The following is a 23,050-nucleotide window of genomic DNA, read 5'->3' as shown; positions in this document are numbered from 1 at the left end:
AATTTAGTAGGCACGCATAGTATATTTGTATATATTTGTTAGAATTAAAAAAACTTAAAATGACCAAACCTACGCTTACTGCTCTATTACAGATAAATCGTCCATTAATTATGGCGCCTATGTTTCTTGTTTCGAATACTAAAATGGTTATTGAGGGAATGAAAGCTGGTGTGGCAGGTTGTATTCCAGCTTTAAACTACAGAACACTGGAAGAATTGCGAGCTTCTGTTATAGAACTTAAAGCAGCTAAAGTTGCAGGTGGGAGTTTTGGCTATAATTTAATTGTGAATAAATCAAATATCAAATACAAAGACCAATTAGCTGTATTGTGTGATGAAAAAGTAGATTTTATCATCACTTCACTAGGTTCGCCTGAGGAGACGATCAATCAAGCGCACAAAGTAGGGATTAAAGTTTTTTGTGATGTTACAGACTTGGCTTTTGCTAAAAAAGTAGAAAGCTTAGGAGCTGATGCTTTAATAGCGGTAAATAATCAAGCTGGTGGTCACCGCGGAAATCTTTCGCCTGAAGAATTGATAAAAGAATTAAATGAAAAGACCACGCTGCCTATTATTTCGGCAGGAGGGGTGAGTACAAAGGCTGAACTTGATAAAATGATGGCCTATGGTGCAGTAGGAGTTTCAGTGGGAAGTCCATTTATAGCTTCATTTGAGTCGGGAGTTTCAGAGGAATATAAACAAGCTTGCGTTGATTATAAAGCAGAGGATATCGTGTTGACAGAGAAAATTTCAGGAACGCCATGTACTGTAATTAATACTCCTTATGTTCAAAAAGTAGGGACAAAACAATCTTGGATTGAAAAAACATTGAATAAAAGTAAAACACTAAAAAAGTGGGTTAAAATGATACGTTATATGATAGGATCAAATGCGGTTACAAAAGCCGCTACTGAAGTTACTTATAAAACGGTTTGGGTTGCCGGACCTACCATTGAAAATACAACCGAAATAAGTTCCGTATCTAAAATAGTTGATAGATTGTGTCTGTAACTGTTTAAACATAAAAAAAAGCCTTTTAAGTCATATAATTATGAGTTAAAAGGCTTTTTAGTTGGTAAGCATTGTTCATTACTTTTCGTAAATTCCAATCATTAATTTTCCTTTGGTATCTATTGAAGCCCTGTACATGCCGGCAGTATTGAATTCCATTGAAATATTTCCGTCTTTGTCCATTGCTACGATTCCACCATCACCACCAAGTTTCGTTAGCTTCTTTTGAATTACTTCCTTAGCAGCATCCTCTAATGATAATCCTTTATATTCCATTAGAGCTGAGATATCATAAGCGACGACATTACGAATAAAAAATTCTCCCCATCCGGTTGAAGAAACACCACAAGTAGTATTATTAGCATAAGTTCCGGCCCCAATTATAGGCGTATCACCAATGCGTCCCCATTTTTTGTTGGTCATCCCGCCAGTAGAAGTACCTGCAGCAAGATTTCCGTTTTTATCTAAGGCTACGCAACCTACAGTTCCAAATTTATTGTCTTTGATGTACGGGTCATAAAATGAGGTGTTTCCGGAGTGATCAAGCTCAATTTTCTCCTTTTCTTGTGCTTTTAGTAACGATTGGTATCGGTTTTCTGTATAAAAGTATGCAGGATTTACTAGCTCTAGTCCGTTTTCCTTTGCAAAATATTCAGCTCCTTCTCTTGCTAATAGTACATGTTCTGATTTTTCCATTACCGCTCTTGCCAGACTAATTGGATTTTTAACTGTAGTAACCCCAGCAATTGCACCTGCCTTTAGGGTCTTTCCATCCATTATTGATGCGTCTAACTCATTCTTTCCTTGATTAGTGAACACGGCTCCTTTTCCTGCATTAAATAATGGGGAATTCTCCATTACATTAATAGTTTTTTCTACTGCTTCTATACTTGAACCACCATTTTTTAAAACTGCATAACCAACTTTTACAGCCTCTTCGAGCTTTGCTTTGTATTCTGCCTCTAATTCTGGAGACATATTCTTTTTCAATATAGTTCCAGCACCTCCATGAATTACTATTGCAAAATTATCATTAGCGGGCGTTTTTACACTTTTGCATTGAACAAACACAAAAAGGATTAATAGAAGGGCGATAGTTTTTTTCATGTAAGATAATTTAGTTAGGTTTAATTGTAAATGTATAGATAATCAAAAAGTTGCACAAATTGTTATTAGCTATTTTCCAGAGAAGTTGATAGCGATTTTAAAATAGTGAACTACAGTATTCTTTTACTATTTATAAGGTTCACTGTAATATTTACAAATCGAATTTATAGGACACTCAGGACATTTAGGTTGAGGCCGACAAGTTTCTCTTCCCAGAAAAGAGATTGCCATTCCAATTTCGCTCCAGATGTTATTTGGTAGCACTTGCATGAGTTGTTTTTCGGCTTTTATTCCGTCTTTAGTTTCTGCTGTTATTCCAATTCTTGGAGCTACTCGAATTACATGTAAATCTGCGATAATTCCTGTTGCGGGAACACTAAATTCACGCCTAATAACATTTGCTGATTTCCGTCCAACGCCTTTTAGGGCAACTAAAGCGTGCATACTTAATGGAATATTTTCATCTTTTTGGATCTTTTTTGCAATTTCCATCAGCCATTTGGCTTTATTTTTAAAATTCTTGACATTAGATATGTATGGAATTAGAGTCTCTATATTCGATCCGAGGAAACTTTCCATATTGGGATAAGCAGTAAATAATGCAGGAGAAATATTGTTTATATTAGCATCAGAATCTTGGGCAGAAAGCACTACCATTACCAATAGTTGGTAAAGGTTATGATGGTCTAGCGGGTGCTTTCTTCCTTTATATTTAACAAGAATTGGGTCTAATTTTTTAGCCCAATCACTTGAATTTTCAAATAGATCCAAATCATTATTCTTTAAAGTCTACTGACAGTGAATTCACACAAAAACGTTGTCCTGTAGCAGTTGGTCCATCATTAAATACGTGTCCTAAGTGACTTCCGCAATTTGCACATACAATTTCGGTACGAATCATTCCGTGTGATTTGTCTAGGACATTTTTTACTTTTCCAGGAATGGCATCGTCAAATGAAGGCCATCCGCAATGGGCATCAAATTTTGAGTTACTTTCAAATAAAGGTTCGTTGCAAGCGCCGCAGCAGTAGGTTCCTTTCTCATAATGGAGGTTGTAGGCTCCAGTATGAGGGCGCTCAGTTCCTTTTTGGCGAAGGATATTATATCGTTCTTCACCTAATTCCTCTTTCCATTGATCTTCTGTTTTTTCTAAAGGGTATTTCATGGTATATATATTATTAGTTATTAGTAATGAATTGAACGACTTTTTCAACGACTTCGTGATTGCCTAAAACTTTTCGATGCCCTAAGCGTTCAGTCAGCATTAATTTTCCATTTTGCAAATGTTTGTGTATGTGAATACCTGCTTTGACAGACACTTCTGGATCGTCTTTATCATGGACTACCAGAATTGGAATATCAGTATCCTTGGCAGCTTTATAAGCAGAATAGTCGTTCATTTTTCCTCCGTATTTTTTTTCGAAATGCAATCTTAAAGCAGTAGCAAGTTCTGGTTTTAATTCAAGTTTCGCGACAAAATCATCAATGATATCTTGTACAATATCTCCGCTTCCAATAATTGCCGCACATTTTAGTTCAAGTCCTTGTTTAACGGCATTTAATACTGACATTCCACCAAGGGAATGACCAATGGCTGCATCAAATGGTCCGTATTGTGTATCTATTTCGATGATTGCAGCAATAAAATCCGTCATTATACTATTATTACCAGGTGATTTTCCATGTCCTGGTGCATCAAAACTCACAGTAGAATAGCCTGATTTTAGTAATTCATCAGCAATTTTTACTAATTGGGTTCCGCGACCAGACCATCCATGTACCAATAAAACTTTCTTTTCACTTCTTCCATATTCATAGACAACGACTTGTTTATTTAAGCTTGGAATAGTGACTAATTTTTGGACACTATCACTGTCCATATGCAATTCTCTTTTTGGAATTTTATGTTTTATAGGAGTTGTGAATAATTTTGCGGCATATAATATGGTCAGTTTTGGAGAAATAAAGGAGATAAACTTACTGCTAAGCAGTATAAACTTAGGAATTTTCAATGATTGTGTATGAATAGAAGTATTTTTTGTCATATCGATAAATTTGTAAGAGTGCTTTTATTTTATTTATTTTTCACTAAATTTAGAAAAACATAAAAGTAATATAATTAGTAAAATATTAACCTCTTAATTGACATTTACATTTAGGAAAGAATACCCTTAATAAATTTTGGAGATCTTTCATAAAATTGTAAATAATTGATGAACAATATAATTAATAAATGGAAATATTTCATATAAGTGCAGAGTGTTACCCTGTAGCAAAAGTTGGTGGATTAGCAGATGTTGTGGGAGCTTTACCAAAATACCAAAATAATGCTGGACATCTTACAAGGGTTGTAATACCATGTTATGATACAAAATTTAAAAAAGAAAATGATTTTGAGTGTGTTCATTGGGGAACCGTCAAATTAGGGCGATTTAATTTTTCTTTTAGTGTTCTGAAAGAGACTACTAATAAATTAGGGTTTGAACTGTATCTGATAGAAATTCCGGAGCTTTTTGACAGAAAAAACGTGTATGGATATGAGGATGACATTGAGCGGTTTTTATCTTTCCAAATTGCCTCTTTAGACTGGATAATTGGAAGAGATGGAATGCCAGATGTAATAAATTGCCATGACCATCATACAGGCTTGATTCCTTTTATGATGTTGTACTGTAATAAATACCAAAAATTACAGAATACACCATCAATGATTACGATACATAATGGTTTATACCAGGGACAATTTGGGTTTGATAAATTACATTATTTACCAGTGTTTAACTTAGCTCATGTTAACGTTCTAGAATGGGATAATTGTATCAATTCATTGGCGGTTGGAATAAAATGTGCTTGGGCAGTGACAACTGTTTCTCCAAATTATTTGAACGAAATCAATTTTTCAGCTAATGGATTAGAAACATTGTTCAACCTTGTTCGTTATAAATCGAGAGGGATATTAAACGGAATTGATACTGAAGTTTGGGATCCTGAAAAGGACAAAATGCTAGAGAAAAATTATTCTGTAACTAATTTTGAAGTAGGTAAACAGCAAAACAAAGAAATACTTTGTACCCTTTTTAATTTGGATCCGAGCAAACCATTATTCAGTTTTATAGGAAGATTGCTAGAAGAAAAAGGAGGTGATTTATTGCCGCATGCTACTGCTTTGGCAATGTCTGAGAACTACGAGCAAATTAATATCTTGATTTTAGGTTCTGGAAATCCAGAAATTGAAAATCAATTAAATAGTTTATTGCCTGATTATAAAGGGAATTATAATACTTTCATAGGGTATAATGAGGAATTAGCACATCTGATTTACGCAGGAGCAGATTATTTATTAATGCCGTCAAGAGTAGAACCATGCGGGTTGAACCAAATGTATTCATTGCGATATGGAACAATTCCAATTGTGAGGAGAACAGGAGGCTTGAAAGATACCGTAATTGATTTTGGAGATGACGGAAATGGTATTTGTCATGATCAAGCTTCGGTTGGAGATATTTGTTATTCGATACAAAGAGGTATTAACCTATATAAGGATAAAGAAAAATTAAATAAAATTAGAAAAAAAGGAATGCTCACAGACCATTCGTGGGAAAGAGTTTGTCAAGAATATATAGAGGTCTATAATTTAATAATTAAAAAAGTATGAAAGCTAAAAAGAAAAATGTAATTGCGATTATTTTAGGAGGAGGTCAAGGATCCAGATTATACCCGTTGACTGAATCTAGGTCTAAACCTGCTGTTCCAATAGGAGGGAAGTATAGATTAGTGGATATTCCAATTTCTAATTGTATGAATTCAGATATTTATAGAATGTTTGTATTGACACAATTCAATTCGGCTTCATTAAATGCTCATATTAAGAACACCTATAATTTTAGTGTATTTAGCCACGCTTTTGTTGATATTCTTGCCGCTGAGCAAACTCCTGATAATCCAACTTGGTTTCAAGGGACTGCTGATGCCGTTAGACAATGTATGCCTCATTTTTTAAATCATGATTTTGATTACGCATTAATACTTTCTGGGGATCAGTTATACCAAATGGATTTCAATGATATGATCGAAGAGCATATTAAAAACCAGGCAGATATTACGATTGCCACATTGCCAGTTAATGCTAAAGATGCTCCAGAATTTGGAATCCTAAAAACAAACAGTGAAAGCTGTATTGAATCTTTCATCGAAAAACCTGCTAAAGAGCTTTTATCCGATTGGAAATCAGATGTGAGTGAGCAAATGAAGTCTGAGGAGAAGCATTATTTGGCATCAATGGGAATCTACATTTTCAATAAAAATTTGTTGGTGGATATCATGTCAAATAAGGAAACGAAAGATTTTGGAAAAGAAATTATTCCGCAAGCCGTAGGTAATAAAAAGATCCTAAGTTATCAATATGAAGGTTATTGGACAGATATTGGTAATATCGATTCCTTTTTTGAAGCTAATATAGGTTTGACTGATGATATACCAAAATTCAATTTGTTTGACAATGACAATAAAATTTATACTAGACCAAGATTATTGCCTCCGTCAAAATTTCAAAAAACACTTGTAGATAGGTCTTTAATTTCTGAAGGTTGTATTTTAAATGCCAAAGAGATTAATCACTCAGTAATAGGTATTCGTTCTAGAATTGGAGACGGAACTATTATTCAGAATTGTTATATAATGGGAAATGATTTCTATCAGAATTTAGATGATATGAATGCTGACGTTGAAAAAAGCAAAATATTAATTGGTATTGGTGAGAATTGCTTTATTAGCAATGCAATTGTCGATAAAAATTGTAGAATTGGAAATGACGTTTATATCAATGGGGGAAAACATTTGGCTGACTTTTCAAATGAACTGTATGCCATTAAAGAAGGAATTGTTGTTATTAAAAAGGGTGCTATACTACCAGATAACTATAAGATTAATTAAAGTTATTAGAATTATTTTTTAAATTAATATTCTATTTTAAAACTTTAGAATTATACAAATAATATATGAGTACAGTTATTTCACATTCCCTTTTTAGTGATTTCGATATCGACTTGTTCAAAGCAGGAAAGCATTACAGATTATATGAAAAACTTGGTGCACATTTGATTGAATTAGATGGTGTTAAGGGTGTTTATTTTGCGGTTTGGGCTCCAAGTGCACGTTCTGTTTCTGTTGTGGGTGACTTTAATTTTTGGACAGAGGGCGAACACCAACTTGAAGTACGCTGGGATTCCTCAGGTATCTGGGAAGGTTTTATTCCAAATGTAGAAAAAGGAGCAACCTATAAATATAGAATACATTCTAATAATGACGGAATTGTTACTGAAAAAGCAGATCCATTCGCTTTTTACTGTGAACAGCCACCTCATACGGCCTCTGTAATTTGGGATCTTGATTATAAATGGAAGGATACGAAATGGATGAAATCGCGTCAGGACCATAATGGTTTAGATAAACCCTATTCTGTTTACGAAGTTCATTTGGGATCTTGGAAACGTCATGCTGAAGGCAATCGTTTTTTGACTTACCTTGAGTTTGCTGAAGAATTAGTAAGTTATGTAAAGGAAACAGGATTCACTCATGTTGAATTTATGCCCATAATGGAATATCCTTATGATCCTTCTTGGGGATATCAATTAGTAGGATATTTTGCGCCCACTTCCCGTTTTGGGGAACCGCAGGATTTCATGGTTTTGGTTGATAAATTGCACCAAGCAGGTATCGGGGTAATTCTGGACTGGGTGCCATCTCACTTTCCTGATGATGCACATGGACTAGGATTTTTTGACGGTTCAAATCTATTTGAACATCCAGACCGTAAAAAAGGCTATCATCCAGATTGGAAAAGTCTAGTTTTTAATTATGGACGTAATGAAGTGCGTTCCTTTTTGATTAGTAATGCACTTTTTTGGTTGCAAAACTATCATGCAGATGCACTTCGTGTTGACGCTGTAGCATCAATGCTGTACTTAGATTATTCACGTGAAGACGGAGAATGGGAACCTAATATTTATGGCGGTAATGAAAACCTTGACACTATCAGTTTTTTAAAAGAATTTAATGAAGCCGTTTATTCCAATTTTGAAGGAGTGCAGACGATTGCTGAAGAAAGTACTTCTTTTCCAATGGTTTCAAGACCAACATCTGTTGGAGGCCTAGGATTTGGAATGAAATGGATGATGGGATGGATGCATGATACTTTAGAATATTTTCAAAAGGATACGGTTTATAGAAAATACCATCAAAATGATTTGACCTTTTCTATGACGTATACTTTCTCTGAAAATTTCATGTTACCATTGTCACATGACGAAGTTGTATATGGGAAAAAATCGATTGCAGGAAGAATGCCAGGCGATGAATGGCAGAAATTTGCAAATTTGAGGTTACTTTACAGTTATATGTTTACCCATCCTGGAACAAAATTATTGTTTATGGGATGTGAATTTGGTCAAAGTACCGAATGGAATTTCGAGGGAAGTTTAGACTGGCATTTATTGCAATATCCGTTTCATGAAGGGGTTAAGAAATTAATTACAGATTTGAATGGATTATACAAAAAGCAACCTGCTTTACATGAAAAGCAATTCAGTCCTGAAGGCTTTGAATGGATCAACTATTCAGATCATCAAAATGCAGTTATGTCATTTATTCGAAAAGGGGAAAAACCAAAAGATGATGTTGTAGTGGTTTGTAATTTTACTCAAGTAGTTCGTGAGAACTATAGAATTGGACTTCCAAGAAAAGGAAAGCTTAATGAAATTTTCAATAGTGATGCCACAATATATGGAGGAAGCGGTATTGGTAATTCTGGTAAATTAGTGATTGATGCTTCGCCATATGATGGTAGGGATTATTCAATTGAATTGCAATTACCTCCTTTGAGTGTGACTGTTTTTAAAATCTCATAAAAAATAGGGGAGTAGAATTCCTTTGACTAATATTATTAAAAACAGTATTGATCCCATGGATTAATACTGTTTCTTTTTTACAGCAGAATTATAAGGCATATTTAAATAAAAGGATTAGGTAGAAAATTGAACTGCTTTTTTGTATTTTTGCCGTTTCATATCAGCCTTATTTTTAATAACCTACCATAATGATTACAAATACAGAATTAGAATTTAAAGGGGATTTATATCCATCAAAAATAGTTTCTTTTGAACATGATGTAGATTCAGTGTTTTTTCACTCCGACAATAGCGTAATATTAAAAGTAACCATAGTACGCGATAGTTTAATTCGTTTTCGCTACACTACAAAAGGATATTTTAGCAACGACTTTTCATATGCGATAGACAAAAGTCATTCCCATGGATATAATTTTCTTGAAATAACAGAGGAACTTGAGTTTTATAAGATACAAACCAGTAAAGTAAAATGTATCATTCAGAAGATTGATATGAGAATATCTATTTTTGATTTGAATGACAATGTGTTGCTTGAAGATGAATTGGGTTTTCATTGGGAGGAGAGTTATGAGTTTGGCGGTAATATCGTTAAGATGAGTAAGGCTTCAAAGGATGGTGAATGTTTCTATGGATTAGGGGACAAAGCGACCCAAATGAACTTGAAAGGGAAAAGATTAGAGAATTTCGCAACAGATCAATATGCTTTTCAAAAGGACCAAGAGCCATTATATAAAGTAGTTCCGTTCTATATCGGATTACAGCACAAACAGGCCTACGGAATTTTCTTCGATAATACATTTAGAACTTTTTTTGACTTTTGTCATGAAAGAAGAAATGTAACGAGTTTTTGGGCAGAAGGAGGAGAGATGAATTATTATTTTATCCATGGTCCACAGATGGAGGATGTTGTTGCCAGTTATACTGATCTTACAGGGAAACCGGAATTACCGCCTTTATGGGCTTTGGGTTACCATCAATGTAAATGGAGTTATTTTCCGGAGAGTAATGTGAAGGAAGTAACTGCAAAATTCAGAGAATTAAAGATTCCTTGTGATGCGATTTATTTAGATATTGATTACATGGACGGCTTTAGATGTTTTACGTGGAATAAAGAATATTTCCCAGATCCAAAACGAATGGTGGCTGAATTAGCAGAGGATGGCTTTAAAACGGTTGTGATCATTGATCCGGGTATAAAAATAGACAAAGAATATTCAGTTTATAAAGAGGCTTTAGAAAAAGATTATTTCTGCAAAAGAGCCGATGGTCCCTATATGAAAGGAAAAGTATGGCCTGGAGAATGCAATTTTCCGGATTATACAAATCCCGAAGTTAGAGAATGGTGGGCAGGATTGTTTAAAGAGTTAATTTCTGATATTGGAGTAAAAGGAGTGTGGAATGACATGAATGAGCCCGCGGTGATGGAAGTTCCTAACAAAACTTTCCCCATGGATGTCCGACATGATTATGACGGGAATCCTTGTAGTCATAGAAAAGCACATAATATTTACGGAACGCAAATGGCTAGAGCCACCTATCATGGGGTGAAACGTTTTGCATATCCGAAAAGACCGTTCATTATAACGAGATCTGCTTATGCAGGGGCACAGCGATATACGTCGTCATGGACAGGGGATAACGTTGCGACTTGGGAGCATTTATGGATTGCAAATATTCAAGTGCAAAGAATGTCAATTTCGGGCATGGGATTCACAGGATCTGATATCGGTGGATTTGCCGAACAGCCATCTGGAGAACTTTTTACTCGTTGGATTCAGTTAGGTGTTTTTCACCCTTTTTGCAGAACGCATTCCTCAGGAGATCATGGGGACCAAGAACCTTGGGCATTTGATGAAGAAGTGGTTGATATCACGAGAAAATTCGTCAATCTACGTTATCAGTTATTACCTTACTTGTATACTATGTTTTGGCAATATATTGAGGAAGGAATTCCTATGCTTAAGCCTTTGGTGTATTTTGACCAAGCTGACACTCAAACACACTATAGAAATGATGAGTTTGTATTTGGAAATCAAATATTAGTTTGTCCTATTTTAGAACCTAATGCTATAGGTAGAAGGATGTATGTGCCACGTGGTCAGTGGTATAATTATTGGACAAATAGTTTAGTGAATGGTGGAAAAGAAATGTGGGTAGATACGAAATATGATGAAATACCAGTTTTTGTAAAAGCAGGAGCTGTTATTCCAAAATACCCTGTTCAGCAATATGTAGGTGAATTGGAGTTTGATGAATTGACATTAGATTTATATTATAAAGAAGGTAAAGAAAAGTCAGTAGTCTATGAAGATGCTCAAGACGGCTATGATTATAAAAAGGGGAGATACAGTTTCTTGACATTTCAAGTAACTGGAAAAGAATTGGAGTTAAATATTCAATTGCACAAAGAAGGTAAATATGACACTCCATATTCGATGTATAAAATTAATCTGATTGGACTGCCGTTTAAAATTAAAAGTATCGAAATAGACAATGAAGAAGTTGCCGTTGATATTGAAGCTATTGAAAGGGATAATTATCTGATTGTGGACAAAGAATTTAATGTTCTGCATATTACAGGAAAGTAATAACACAAAAAAATGATACTTTTCGCATGAATTTTATAAACTTTAAGTTCGTAATATTCGTATTTTTGTTAATATTTAAAATTATAACCATGAAAAAACATTCAATACTTCTAGGAGTTTGCACAATAGGTTTACTATTTTCTTGTGCGACGAATCCAATTACCGGAAAAAAAACCTTGAATTTCGTATCTAATAGCGAACTTTTTCCTTCTTCATTTCAAGAATACGGTACTTTCTTAAAGGAGAACAAAATAATTTCAGGTACTGCTGATGCAAATATGGTAGCCAAAGTAGGGGCGAGAATTAAACTAGCCGCTGAGAAATACGTAGCTTATGTTGGTCAACCTGAATACTTAAAGGATTATCGTTGGGAATACAACTTAGTTGAAAGTAAAGACGTTAATGCTTGGTGTATGCCTGGAGGAAAAATTGTTGTTTACTCTGGTATTTTACCAATAACGAAAGACGAAGCTGGTTTAGCGACTGTTATAGGACATGAAGTTTCTCATGCTTTAGCTAATCACGGTGCACAACGTATGAGTGCATCTCAACTTCAGGGCCTTGGTGCCGTAGGGGTAGCTGTTGCAACAGGAGGAAAAAGCGAACAAGCACAACAAACATGGCAACAAATCTATGGTGTAGGTTCAGAAGTGGGAGTAATGCTTCCTTACAGTAGAGGCCATGAAACTGAAGCAGATAAAATTGGATTGACACTAATGGCAATTGCAGGATATAATCCAGATGAATCCATTGCGTTTTGGATGAGAATGTCAGCGAATTCTCAAGGTCAAGCACCACCGCCTTTTTTAAGTTCACATCCATCTGATGCAACTAGAATTGCCGATTTGAAAAAATTAATTCCTGAAGCTAAAGCCACTGCGGCAAAATTCGGAATGATATATAAATAAATTATTGTAATTACATAAACAAAGAAAGCCAATTCATCGAATTGGCTTTCTTCGTTTAAATAGTGGTTAAACTTTTTAAATTCCGTGTTTTTATAGCGTTTATGTCATAAAAATAAATAAATTCGTATAAAACTACAGATATGATAGCATTGAAAAAAGGGGATAAGAAATTAATTAATGCTTGGGCATTTTATGATTGGGCAAATTCTGTTTATAGTCTAGTTATTGCAACTGCGGTGTTTCCTATTTATTACGAAAGTGTTACGAGTGGTAATAATGATATTGTGCAGTTTTTAGGAATGGAATTTAATAATTCTTCACTACTGTCTTATTCTTTGTCATTTTCTTTTTTAATCGTTGCGTTTATGTCACCTATTTTATCTGGAATTGCTGATTTTACTGGTAACAAAAAGCGATTTATGCAGTTTTTTTGTTATCTGGGATCGCTCTCAGTAATGAGTTTGTACTTTTTTACAGGCCAAGATACTTTGTGGATTGGGATTTTAGGTACCATTCTAGCGAGTATTGGTTTTTGGGGGAGTATTGTTTTTTATAATTCCTATTTACCAGAAATTGCTCATCCTGAGCAGCATGATAGGGTTAGTGCCAAAGGGTTTATGTTTGGTTACACAGGTTCTTTACTATTATTAGGATTTAACTTGACTATGGTCATGATGCCAGAATGGTATGGAATTACAGATAGTTCTTTACCTGCAAGAATTTCATTTTTATCCGTTGGAATTTGGTGGATGGGTTTCGCGCAAGTTACATTTCACTATTTACCAAATAATGTATTTCAAAAAAAATCGGGAACGGATGTTCTTTTCAATGGATTTAGAGAGCTTAAAGTAGTTACAAAAAGTATAAATAAACAAACCAATCTTAAACAGTTTTTAACTGCTTTCTTCCTTTATAGTATAGGTGTTCAAACGGTAATATTATTAGCTGGAATCTTTGGTAAAAAAGAATTGGGAATAGGAACTAGCAAATTAATTATCATTATATTATTAATAAATGTAGTTGCTATTTTTGGAGCTTTTGTATTTTCAAGAATATCAGAAAAAATTGGAAACATAAAAACACTTAAATTAACTATTGCAATTTGGTGTCTTATTTGCTTATCAGCCTATTTGTTAGATGCTAAAAATCAATACATCGATATTCAGTTTTATGCTCTTGGAGGAACTATAGGAATGGTTTTAGGTGCGATACAATCTTTGTCACGTTCTACTTATTCGAAATTATTGCCAGATACAGAAGACCACGCAACTTACTTTAGTTTCTTTGATGTAACAGAGAAAATTGCCATTGTTTTTGGAACCTTTATTTTTGGTTTTGTTGCGTCTATCACTAACTCAATGCGCAATTCCTTTTTTATCCTGGCGATCTTCTTCTTACTGGGGTATGTTGTCCTTAGTTTTATGAAAGAGAAGAAAGAGGCATAATTTTATTTTTATTCAATGTAAAATAAAAATATAGTAACAATAGAAAAAGAATCGATTGTACGGCATGATGTTGACTATTTTGGTAGTAGCTGCGTTAATGTGAAAAACACTTTGGAATCATTTTCATTTCTATTTCTTGCAACATAAATAGTGTTTTTTCAGATTTTTTCAAGGGGGATATTTGGAGTGCTTTTACCAATATATTGGTCAATAATTTTCTTTTGGCACAATGATTGTCCCTTTTAAGTACTTGATGAATGGTATGGGAAAAAGTCAATTTTATTGATATATAAAGTGTCGAAACCCTATATTTGTTCATGAACTCAAATTTTTTAATGACAAAAAGACTTATATATAATTATGTCAAATCATAAAATACTTACAATAGACAATCTGTCACTTCAGGAATATGATTCAGAAGCTGAATTAATTCCATTATTGACTCCTGAAGATGAAGAAGAAATGATTAACGAGGAATTGCCAGAATCATTACCAATTTTGCCTTTACGCAATATGGTGTTGTTTCCTGGTGTTGTAATTCCAATTACTGCGGGACGTGATAAATCCATTAAGCTAATTAATGACGCGAATGCAGGAGGAAAAATAATAGGTGTTGTTGCTCAGAAAAACGAAGAAGACGAGGAACCTACAAAGGATGATATTCATAGCATAGGAACTGTTGCTAGAATATTAAGGGTTTTAAAAATGCCTGATGGTACTACGACAGTTATTCTTCAAGGTAAAAAGCGTTTTGAAATTGACACTGTAGTTTCTGAAGAGCCTTACATTACTGCAACTATTAAAGAGTTTGAAGAAAGTAGGCCAGAGAGTAAAGACACTGAATTTTTAGCTATTCTTGAGTCTGTCAAAGAATTGGCGATTCAAATAATAAAAGAAAGTCCGAACATTCCAAGCGAGGCGACCTTTGCTATTAAAAATATTGAAAGTCAATCTTTCCTGATTAATTTCGTTACTTCTAACATGAATTTATCAGTTAAAGAAAAACAAGATCTTCTTGCTATTAGTAGTTTGAAAGATAGAGCGTTAGAGACGCTTCGTTTTATGAATATTGAGTTGCAAAAACTCGAGTTAAAAAACGACATTCAGTCTAAAGTGCGTTTTGATTTAGACCAACAACAAAGAGAATATTTTCTTCAACAGCAAATGAAAACAATCCAAGAAGAATTGGGTGGTTCTTCGCAAGAGGAGGAAATGGAAGAGATGTTACTTAAGTCCAAGTCTAAGAAATGGGATGAAAAAACCAAAAAGCATTTCGAAAAAGAATTGTCAAAAATGCGCCGAATGAATCCACAGGCACCTGATTTTGGAATTCAAAGAAATTACTTAGAGCTGTTTTTAGAATTGCCTTGGAATGAATATTCAAAAGATAATTTTGACTTAAAAAGAGCGCAAAAAATCTTGGATAGAGATCATTTTGGGTTAGAAGATGTTAAGAAAAGAATGATTGAGCATTTGGCAGTTTTGAAATTGCGTAATGACATGAAATCACCTATTATTTGTTTGACAGGACCTCCAGGAGTAGGGAAAACTTCTATTGGTCGTTCCGTTGCCGAAGCTTTAGGGAGAGAATATGTTCGTATTTCCTTAGGAGGTTTGCGTGATGAATCAGAAATAAGAGGTCACAGAAAAACATATATTGGTGCTATGCCAGGTAGGATTATCCAAAGCTTGAAAAAAGCAGGGACATCAAATCCTGTATTTGTATTAGATGAAATTGATAAATTGTCAGTGAGCAGTCAAGGAGATCCTTCGTCAGCTTTACTTGAAGTATTAGATCCAGAGCAAAACAATTCATTTTATGATAACTTCCTAGAGATGGGATATGACTTGTCAAAAGTGATGTTTATAGCTACTTCAAATACAATGTCTTCTATTCAGCCTGCATTGAGAGATCGTATGGAGATCATAAAAATGTCTGGGTATACTATTGAAGAGAAAGTGGAGATTGCACGTCAGCATTTGTTGCCAAGACAATTAAAAGAACACGGTTTAACAACCAAAGATTTAACAATTGGTAAAAAACAGTTGGAAAAAATTGTAGAAGGATATACTCGTGAATCTGGTGTTCGTGGTTTAGAAGCTAAAATTGCACAAGTAATCCGTAATGCAGCTAAATCAGTTGCAATGGAGGAAGAGTACAATAAAAAAGTAACTGATGCAGATATCGTTCGAATTCTAGGTGTTCCTAGATTAGAAAGAGATAAGTATGAAAGTAATGATGTGGCAGGTGTTGTTACAGGATTAGCTTGGACAAGTGTAGGTGGTGATATTCTTTTTATAGAATCTTTAATTTCTCCAGGTAAGGGCGCTATGACCATTACGGGTAATTTAGGTACTGTAATGAAAGAATCAGCTACAATAGCATTGGAATATCTAAAAGCTAATGCGGAATTAATGGGCTTAAATCCAGAGATAATATCTAAATATAATATCCATTTACACGTTCCAGAAGGAGCGACACCAAAAGATGGACCAAGTGCAGGTATAGCGATGTTGACTTCTTTAGTGTCAGTATTTACTCAAAAAAGAGTTAAGAAAAACATGGCGATGACTGGTGAGATAACATTAAGAGGGAAAGTATTACCTGTAGGTGGAATTAAAGAAAAAATATTGGCAGCAAAACGCGCTAATATTAAAGAGATTATTCTGTGTCATGAAAATAAAAGTGATGTTGATGAAATAAAGCCAGAATATATTGAAGGCTTAACTTTTCATTACGTTAAAGAAATGAGTGATGTTTTGAAAATTGCAATTACGGATCAAAAGGTTAAAAATGCCAAAATCTTATAAGTAGTCTTTTTGATTTCTAAATGTATATTCCAAAATCAAAACTTAAGATAATTAGGCAATGATTTTGGAATTTTATTTAAGTGGTATTTGGAGATTTATAATGAGTATTTTTGCTACTATAATTTTATCTTCGCATTTGCGTTTTATTTTACGAAAACAGAGACCTAAAGTATGTTCAGAAACATTTTTCTATTCTTGTCGTTATTTATTTGTACTGTGTCCTACAGTCAAATAGGAGGCAAGTATACTTATCAGTTTTTGAATTTGGTTACTTCGCCTAGACAGGCAGCCTTAGGTGGAAAAACGATAACTATTTATGATGATGATGTCAATCAAGTGAATTTTAATCCTGCAACCATAAATGTGGAAATGGATAATCATTTGGCGTTGAATTATGGTAATTACTTTAACGAGGTTACTTATGGTACAGCTTCATATGCCTACACATACGATCGGCATTTGCAAACGTTTCAGGCTGGAGTTAATTATGTGAATTACGGTAAATTTGAAGGTTATGACGAAAACGGACAGTATACAACTGAGTTCACAGGAAGTGAAATAGCGCTTTCTTTGGGATATGCGTACAACATACCTTATACGACAATACATGTAGGAGCAAATGCAAAGTTGATTTCCTCCTCGCTTGAAAGTTATTCGTCCTTGGGAGGAGCTATAGATATTGGTGCTATTTTTATTGATGAAAGAAATGATGTTAATTGGGGGTTGGTAATTCGAAATATTGGAACGCAATTTACCACCTATTCGGGAGTGAATGAAAAATTGCCGTTGGAAATACTAGTGGGTGTTTCACAGGAATTAGAACATGTTCCCTTAAGATGGCATCTTACGTTAGAGAATTTACAACAATGGAATATTGCTTTTTCTAATCCTGAAAGGGCTGAAACGTCAATTGATGGGAATACAAACGAAGAGAAAGTTTCGTTTACGAATAACGCATTGCGTCATGTGATTTTTGGAGTGGAATTGTTTCCTAAAAAAACATTTAACCTTCGGCTGGGGTATAATTTTAGAAGGGCAGAGGAACTGCGGATTCTTGAACAGCGCAATTTCTCGGGAGTTTCACTAGGTTTTGGATTAAAAATGAATAAATTGAAATTTAATTATTCGTATTCGCGTTACACTTTAGCGGGCAATACAAGTTTGTTTGGGTTGACGATTAATTTTCAATAGCAGTTTGTAAATGAAAGATAAACGGATTTATTCCGTCAAGACTATTTAATGTAAATGACAAATGAATACAAATTTAAAGGCAAATAAAGAGATGAGAGCACTACTTGTACTTCTGGTATTTGTGGGATTTATTTTTTCGGGTTTTTCTGAAAAGCCAAAGTATAATTCTGCCGAAGAAAGATTTACTATTCAGATAAATGAAGTAAAAAAAGTGGTCAACTCTAGTACGAAGTATAATAAAGAAATTGCTTTTTTTCTTGATATGGGTATTGAGTCCGGTAAGTTTCGGTTTTTTATTTATAATTTGAAAAGCAATAAAATTATAGATGAAGGTCTAGTTACGCATGGCTTTGGGTCAGAAAAGAGATCAACGGGGGAGTTGAGATTTAGCAATGTCAGTAATTCATTATGCACATCATTGGGGAACTATTCTGTAGGTAATTCTTATTTAGGGTCTTATGGGAAAGCGTACAAGTTATATGGGTTAGACAAAACAAATAGTAATGCATTCGCCAGAAATATAGTGCTGCATAAAATGAGTAGTATTCCTGAGCAAGAGCAAAATGGGTCTATAGAAAAAAGCTTTGGCTGTCCGGCGGTTAACGAACGCTATTTTGAAAGGCTAGCGGAAATAATAGACAATTCAGATTCGAATATTATTATGAGTATTTACTACTAAAAAAGTAAGTAATGAAACCTCTTTTATAAACACGCACAAGGCAAAATAGAAATTTAATTACAGAACATTAAAATTACAACATTGAAAAAAATCACCATCGCCATTGACGGATTTTCATCTACAGGAAAAAGCACATTGGCAAAACAACTTGCAAAACATTTAGGATATGTGTACGTCGATACTGGAGCTATGTATCGCGCTATTGCACTATTTGCAATGCAGAATGGATATATAAACAGCGAGCTTTTTGACAAAGAAAAATTGATAGCGAGTTTGCCATCTATAAAATTACAGTTCAAATTTAATTCAGATTTGGGCTTTGCTGAAATGTATTTAAATGATACCAATGTGGAAAAAGAAATTAGGACTATTGAAGTATCTAGTTTCGTTAGTAAAGTAGCCGAAATATCTGAAGTGCGTGCCAAATTAGTGGAGCAACAAAAGGAAATGGGCAAGGACAAAGGAGTCGTTATGGACGGCAGAGACATCGGGACCGTCGTTTTCCCTGACGCGGAACTAAAAATATTCATGACCGCCAGCGCAGCTACCAGAGCACAAAGGCGTTATGACGAATTAACGGAAAAAGGAGATGATGTAAGTTTTGAAGAAGTTTTGCATAACGTAGAAGAGCGTGATTATATTGATACCCATAGAGATAACTCCCCATTGGTAAGGGCTGAGGATGCCATAGAAATTGACAATTCGTATCTTAGTAGAGAAGAACAGTTTGATGTTGTGCTAGGATTAGTAAATGAGATTATTGAAGCAAACTAAATGTTTGTATATTTCAATTTAAATACTAGTTTTACGGCTTGTTAATTTTTAAAATTAAAGAATTCATTTTATGGGAATTAAAAATAGATTGATAATAATGAGTTTTCTCCAGTTTTTTGTTTGGGGTGCTTGGTTGATTACGATTGCTAATTACTGGTTTGGCACAATGCAATGGGATGGAACTCAATTTGGGTTGGTTTTTGGGACGATGGGAATTGCGTCTTTATTTATGCCAACATTAACTGGAATTATCGCCGATAGATGGGTAAATGCAGAAAAATTATATGGTGTACTTCATGTTTTATACGCAGGAGTTTTGTTTTATATACCGCAAGTAACAACACCGGAAACCTTTATTTATGTAATGCTATTGGCAATGTGTTTTTATATGCCAACGATCGCTTTGAGTAACTCTATTTCTTACACTGCACTCAAATTAAATAATAAAGACATTATTAAAAATTTTCCTCCCATACGAGTTTGGGGGACTATAGGTTTTATTGTTGCAATGTGGATTACTAATTTAACTGGAAATAAAGCAACAGAATATCAGTTTTATATAGCAGGTTTAGCAGCTGTATTTCTAGGAATCTATTCTTTTTCTTTACCAAAGTGTAAACCACAACGTTTATCTACTGAAAACGCTTCTCTTACGGAGACATTAGGTTTAGAGTCTTTTAGGTTGTTTGCTGATTATAAAATGGCTTTGTTTTTTGTCTTCTCTATGTTTTTAGGAGGGGCCTTACAGTTGACAAATGCGTACGGAGATGTTTTCTTAGATGAATTCAAGCATTTTCCAAAATATGCTGATTCATTTGTTGTAGAATATTCAACTATTATAATGTCAATTTCTCAAATTTCAGAAACCTTGTTTATTCTTGCGATTCCTTTTTTCTTAAGACGTTTCGGAATCAAACAAGTAATGCTAATTTCCATGATGGCCTGGGTATTGCGCTTTGGACTGTTTGCTTACGGAAATCCAACAAATGGATTATGGATGATTGTAATGTCTTGTGTGGTATATGGTATGGCGTTTGATTTCTTTAATATCTCAGGGTCATTGTTTGTTGAAACCAATACGGATCCAAAGAATCGTTCTTCAGCACAAGGTTTATTTATGATGATGACTAATGGCTTTGGAGCTGTTTTTGGAAGTTTTACTTCGGGATGGGCTATTGATAAATATTTTACCAAGTCATTTAATAATACAACTGATTTAGCGAGTTTCTTACAAACAGAACAAACGAATCAAAAGATGTTAGAGTTTATTACAGATCAAGGAAATTCAATTTCGACAGATGGTTTGCTGAGTAATACTATTTTTATGAAGGACTGGCATACGATCTGGCTGGCTTTTGCAATTTACTCTTTAATTATAGCGATTGCTTTTGCAATTTTATTTAAGCACAAACATCACCCAGAAGATGTGGCTAGCGTAGTAGGTCATTAACCTTAAAAATAAAAGCAGTAGACCCGATTCCAGAAAAAATGGCATCGGGTCTTTTTGTTTATTGTTAGATAAGACCGATAATGACAATCAAGTAGGATGACTTTAAAAGCGCATGATGAATGTGTTACTGGTAATCAAAAGGTTATAAATTTTAGCTTAATTATTTTCATGTTAAAATAAAGTTGAAAATTAGATATAGATGTATTACCTTTGCAGTCCTTTAGGTGAATAAGAGTTTCCTTTGGGGTTCAACTAATTATACAAACAACTTCTGTTGTTTTCTATCACTTTATGAAACTCGAGAGAATACAGAATACAAATTTTTATCAGCATGTCTGAACAAGTAAAATCACAAGAAGAGTTTTTAGCAAATTTTAACTGGCACAACTTTGAAGAAGGTATTGATGCAGTTGATCAAAAAAACTTAAAAGAATTCGAAGAATTAGTTTCAAAAACATTTATTTCTACTGATCAAGAAGAAGTAGTAGATGGAACAGTTGTAAGAATTACAGATAGAGACGTTATCGTTGATATCAACGCAAAATCGGAAGGTGTTATTTCATTAAACGAATTCCGTTACAACCCAAACTTAAAAGTAGGTGATACTGTTGAAGTATTAATCGACATCCGTGAAGACAAAACTGGACAACTAGTTTTATCTCACAGAAAAGCTCGTACTATCAAATCTTGGGATAGAGTTATTTCGGCTAACGAAACAGGAGAAATTGTTAATGGTTTTGTAAAATGCAGAACTAAAGGTGGTATGATCGTTGATGTTTTCGGAATTGAAGCGTTTTTACCAGGATCTCAAATTGATGTTAAGCCAATTAGAGATTACGATGTATACGTAAATAAAACAATGGAATTCAAAGTTGTGAAAATCAACCACGAATTTAAAAACGTTGTAGTATCTCATAAAGCGCTTATTGAAGCGGATATTGAAATACAGAAAAAAGAAATCATCGGCCAATTACAAAAAGGACAAGTATTAGAAGGTGTTGTTAAAAACATTACTTCTTATGGTGTGTTTATTGATTTAGGTGGAGTAGATGGATTGATTCACATTACTGACCTTTCTTGGTCAAGAATTAATCACCCATCTGAAGTTCTTGAATTAGACCAAAAATTAAATGTTGTAATCCTTGATTTCGATGATGAGAAAACAAGAATTCAATTAGGATTGAAACAATTAAACGCTCATCCTTGGGATGCTCTAGATGCTAACTTAGCAATTGGAGATAAAGTAAAAGGTAAAGTAGTTGTAATCGCTGATTACGGTGCATTTATCGAAGTTGCTGAAGGTGTTGAAGGTTTGATCCACGTTTCTGAAATGTCATGGTCTACTCATTTACGTTCTGCTCAAGATTTCGTAAAAGTAGGTGATATTGTTGAAGCTCAAATTTTAACATTAGACAGAGATGACCGTAAAATGTCATTAGGTATCAAACAATTGTCTCAAGACCCTTGGACTGATATTACTTCTAAATATCCTGTAGGTTCTAAACATTCAGGTATCGTTAGAAACTTTACAAACTTTGGTATCTTCGTAGAACTTGAAGAAGGAATTGATGGATTAATTTACATCTCTGACTTATCTTGGACTAAGAAAATCAAACACCCATCAGAATTTGTAAATGTTGGTGAGAAACTTGATGTTGTAGTATTAGAATTAGATGTTGACGGACGTAAATTATCTTTAGGTCACAAACAAACTACTCCTAATCCTTGGGATAAATATGAAGAGTCTTTCGCTGTGGGAACTATCCACAACGGTGAGATTTCTGAAATTGTTGACAAAGGAGCTACTGTAGAATTCGGAGAAGATATCGTTGCTTTCATTCCTACTCGTCACCTTGAAAAAGAAGATGGTAAGAAATTGAAAAAAGGAGAATCTGCTGATTTCAAAGTAATCGAATTTAACAAAGAATTCAAAAGAGTTGTTGCCTCTCACACTGCTATCTTCCGTGAAGAAGAAGAGAAAAATGTGAAAGCTGCCACTACTAACAGTTCTGCATCGTCTACAAACAACGCTGCTGCTTCTACTTTGGGAGATAGTAATGATATGCTTGCAGCATTGAAAGCTAAAATGGAAAAGGGAGAGAAAAAATAATTCTCAATCTTTCTTATAATAGTAAAGCCCCACAGTAATGTGGGGCTTTTTTTTATGTTGTAATTTCTTACT

17 protein-coding genes are annotated in these 23,050 nt (G+C 34.2%); 13 read left to right on the top strand and 4 right to left on the bottom strand.

Annotated features, from left to right (window positions below; genetic code table 11):
* Positions 1–59 precede the first annotated feature (59 nt).
* Positions 60–1,010: an NAD(P)H-dependent flavin oxidoreductase gene (locus BLV91_RS15625; protein WP_091434969.1), complete on the top strand. Its 951-nt coding sequence runs from the start codon at positions 60–62 to the stop codon at positions 1,008–1,010.
* A 78-nt stretch (positions 1,011–1,088) separates the two neighbouring features.
* Here the strand turns inward: BLV91_RS15625 and BLV91_RS15620 are convergent, their stop codons facing one another.
* The 4 genes from BLV91_RS15620 to BLV91_RS15605 all read right to left on the bottom strand — a co-directional run bounded on the left by BLV91_RS15620 (position 1,089) and on the right by BLV91_RS15605 (position 4,162).
* Positions 1,089–2,117 carry an isoaspartyl peptidase/L-asparaginase family protein gene (locus tag BLV91_RS15620; protein WP_091434967.1) on the bottom strand — a complete coding sequence of 343 codons (1,029 nt, stop codon included), beginning with the start codon at positions 2,115–2,117 and terminating at the stop codon, positions 1,089–1,091.
* Positions 2,118–2,243: 126 nt separating this feature from the next.
* Positions 2,244–2,888, bottom strand: coding sequence for an endonuclease III domain-containing protein (locus tag BLV91_RS15615; protein WP_091434965.1), 645 nt, complete (start codon positions 2,886–2,888; stop codon positions 2,244–2,246).
* 4 nt (positions 2,889–2,892) lie between these two features.
* On the bottom strand, positions 2,893–3,282 hold the full coding sequence (gene msrB, locus BLV91_RS15610; RefSeq protein WP_091434962.1) for a peptide-methionine (R)-S-oxide reductase MsrB: 390 nt from the start codon (positions 3,280–3,282) through the stop codon (positions 2,893–2,895).
* Between the two features lie 13 nt (positions 3,283–3,295).
* A complete protein-coding gene (locus BLV91_RS15605) occupies positions 3,296–4,162 on the bottom strand; it encodes an alpha/beta hydrolase (protein ID WP_091434960.1) in 867 nt (288 codons plus the stop codon).
* Positions 4,163–4,350: 188 nt separating this feature from the next.
* On the opposite strand from BLV91_RS15605, the gene BLV91_RS15600 reads away from it, so the two are divergent.
* The 12 genes from BLV91_RS15600 to rpsA all read left to right on the top strand — a co-directional run bounded on the left by BLV91_RS15600 (position 4,351) and on the right by rpsA (position 22,978).
* Positions 4,351–5,772 (top strand): glycogen synthase, encoded by a 1,422-nt coding sequence (locus BLV91_RS15600; RefSeq protein ID WP_091434958.1) that lies wholly within the window; start codon positions 4,351–4,353, stop codon positions 5,770–5,772.
* Complete coding sequence (locus tag BLV91_RS15595) at positions 5,769–7,049, top strand: glucose-1-phosphate adenylyltransferase (protein WP_091434956.1); 1,281 nt, start codon at positions 5,769–5,771, stop codon at positions 7,047–7,049. Before BLV91_RS15600 ends, BLV91_RS15595 begins: the two co-directional genes overlap by 4 nt.
* A 65-nt stretch (positions 7,050–7,114) precedes the next feature.
* Complete coding sequence (gene glgB / locus BLV91_RS15590) at positions 7,115–9,022, top strand: 1,4-alpha-glucan branching protein GlgB (protein WP_091434954.1); 1,908 nt, start codon at positions 7,115–7,117, stop codon at positions 9,020–9,022.
* Between the two features lie 188 nt (positions 9,023–9,210).
* Positions 9,211–11,610, top strand: a complete 2,400-nt coding sequence (locus BLV91_RS15585; protein ID WP_091434953.1) for a glycoside hydrolase family 31 protein — start codon at positions 9,211–9,213, stop codon at positions 11,608–11,610.
* Positions 11,611–11,699: 89 nt separating this feature from the next.
* Positions 11,700–12,518, top strand: a complete 819-nt coding sequence (locus BLV91_RS15580) for a M48 family metallopeptidase (RefSeq protein WP_091434951.1) — start codon at positions 11,700–11,702, stop codon at positions 12,516–12,518.
* 140 nt (positions 12,519–12,658) lie between these two features.
* On the top strand, positions 12,659–13,963 hold the full coding sequence (locus tag BLV91_RS15575; protein WP_091434948.1) for an MFS transporter: 1,305 nt from the start codon (positions 12,659–12,661) through the stop codon (positions 13,961–13,963).
* 360 nt (positions 13,964–14,323) lie between these two features.
* Positions 14,324–16,774 (top strand): endopeptidase La, encoded by a 2,451-nt coding sequence (gene lon / locus BLV91_RS15570; protein WP_091434947.1) that lies wholly within the window; start codon positions 14,324–14,326, stop codon positions 16,772–16,774.
* A 171-nt stretch (positions 16,775–16,945) separates the two neighbouring features.
* The gene (gene porQ / locus BLV91_RS15565; protein ID WP_091434945.1) at positions 16,946–17,965 is read left to right on the top strand and encodes a type IX secretion system protein PorQ; all 1,020 of its coding nucleotides are present in this window, start codon (positions 16,946–16,948) and stop codon (positions 17,963–17,965) included.
* Between the two features lie 61 nt (positions 17,966–18,026).
* Complete coding sequence (locus tag BLV91_RS15560) at positions 18,027–18,644, top strand: murein L,D-transpeptidase catalytic domain-containing protein (protein WP_245709722.1); 618 nt, start codon at positions 18,027–18,029, stop codon at positions 18,642–18,644.
* Between the two features lie 81 nt (positions 18,645–18,725).
* On the top strand, positions 18,726–19,418 hold the full coding sequence (gene cmk, locus BLV91_RS15555; protein WP_091434943.1) for a (d)CMP kinase: 693 nt from the start codon (positions 18,726–18,728) through the stop codon (positions 19,416–19,418).
* A 70-nt stretch (positions 19,419–19,488) separates the two neighbouring features.
* Positions 19,489–20,868: a nucleoside permease gene (locus BLV91_RS15550; protein ID WP_091434941.1), complete on the top strand. Its 1,380-nt coding sequence runs from the start codon at positions 19,489–19,491 to the stop codon at positions 20,866–20,868.
* Between the two features lie 331 nt (positions 20,869–21,199).
* On the top strand, positions 21,200–22,978 hold the full coding sequence (rpsA, locus tag BLV91_RS15545) for a 30S ribosomal protein S1 (RefSeq protein ID WP_091434940.1): 1,779 nt from the start codon (positions 21,200–21,202) through the stop codon (positions 22,976–22,978).
* Positions 22,979–23,050 lie beyond the last annotated feature (72 nt).

Source organism: Flavobacterium degerlachei (assembly GCF_900106645.1).
Lineage (GTDB): Bacteria > Bacteroidota > Bacteroidia > Flavobacteriales > Flavobacteriaceae > Flavobacterium > Flavobacterium degerlachei.
This window is presented reverse-complemented; position numbering and strand designations above follow the sequence as displayed.

What these genes read in the sequence shown, in the direction of transcription:
- BLV91_RS15625 (WP_091434969.1), top strand. Translation starts at nt 60, where the DNA reads ATGACCAAACCTACGCTTACTGCTCTATTACAGATAAATCGTCCATTA.
- porQ (WP_091434945.1), top strand. Translation starts at nt 16,946, where the DNA reads ATGTTCAGAAACATTTTTCTATTCTTGTCGTTATTTATTTGTACTGTG.
- msrB (WP_091434962.1), bottom strand. Translation starts at nt 3,282, where the DNA reads ATGAAATACCCTTTAGAAAAAACAGAAGATCAATGGAAAGAGGAATTA.
- BLV91_RS15605 (WP_091434960.1), bottom strand. Translation starts at nt 4,162, where the DNA reads ATGACAAAAAATACTTCTATTCATACACAATCATTGAAAATTCCTAAG.
- BLV91_RS15585 (WP_091434953.1), top strand. Translation starts at nt 9,211, where the DNA reads ATGATTACAAATACAGAATTAGAATTTAAAGGGGATTTATATCCATCA.
- BLV91_RS15580 (WP_091434951.1), top strand. Translation starts at nt 11,700, where the DNA reads ATGAAAAAACATTCAATACTTCTAGGAGTTTGCACAATAGGTTTACTA.
- glgB (WP_091434954.1), top strand. Translation starts at nt 7,115, where the DNA reads ATGAGTACAGTTATTTCACATTCCCTTTTTAGTGATTTCGATATCGAC.
- BLV91_RS15620 (WP_091434967.1), bottom strand. Translation starts at nt 2,117, where the DNA reads ATGAAAAAAACTATCGCCCTTCTATTAATCCTTTTTGTGTTTGTTCAA.
- BLV91_RS15560 (WP_245709722.1), top strand. Translation starts at nt 18,027, where the DNA reads ATGAATACAAATTTAAAGGCAAATAAAGAGATGAGAGCACTACTTGTA.
- lon (WP_091434947.1), top strand. Translation starts at nt 14,324, where the DNA reads ATGTCAAATCATAAAATACTTACAATAGACAATCTGTCACTTCAGGAA.
- rpsA (WP_091434940.1), top strand. Translation starts at nt 21,200, where the DNA reads ATGTCTGAACAAGTAAAATCACAAGAAGAGTTTTTAGCAAATTTTAAC.
- BLV91_RS15595 (WP_091434956.1), top strand. Translation starts at nt 5,769, where the DNA reads ATGAAAGCTAAAAAGAAAAATGTAATTGCGATTATTTTAGGAGGAGGT.
- BLV91_RS15550 (WP_091434941.1), top strand. Translation starts at nt 19,489, where the DNA reads ATGGGAATTAAAAATAGATTGATAATAATGAGTTTTCTCCAGTTTTTT.
- BLV91_RS15575 (WP_091434948.1), top strand. Translation starts at nt 12,659, where the DNA reads ATGATAGCATTGAAAAAAGGGGATAAGAAATTAATTAATGCTTGGGCA.
- BLV91_RS15600 (WP_091434958.1), top strand. Translation starts at nt 4,351, where the DNA reads ATGGAAATATTTCATATAAGTGCAGAGTGTTACCCTGTAGCAAAAGTT.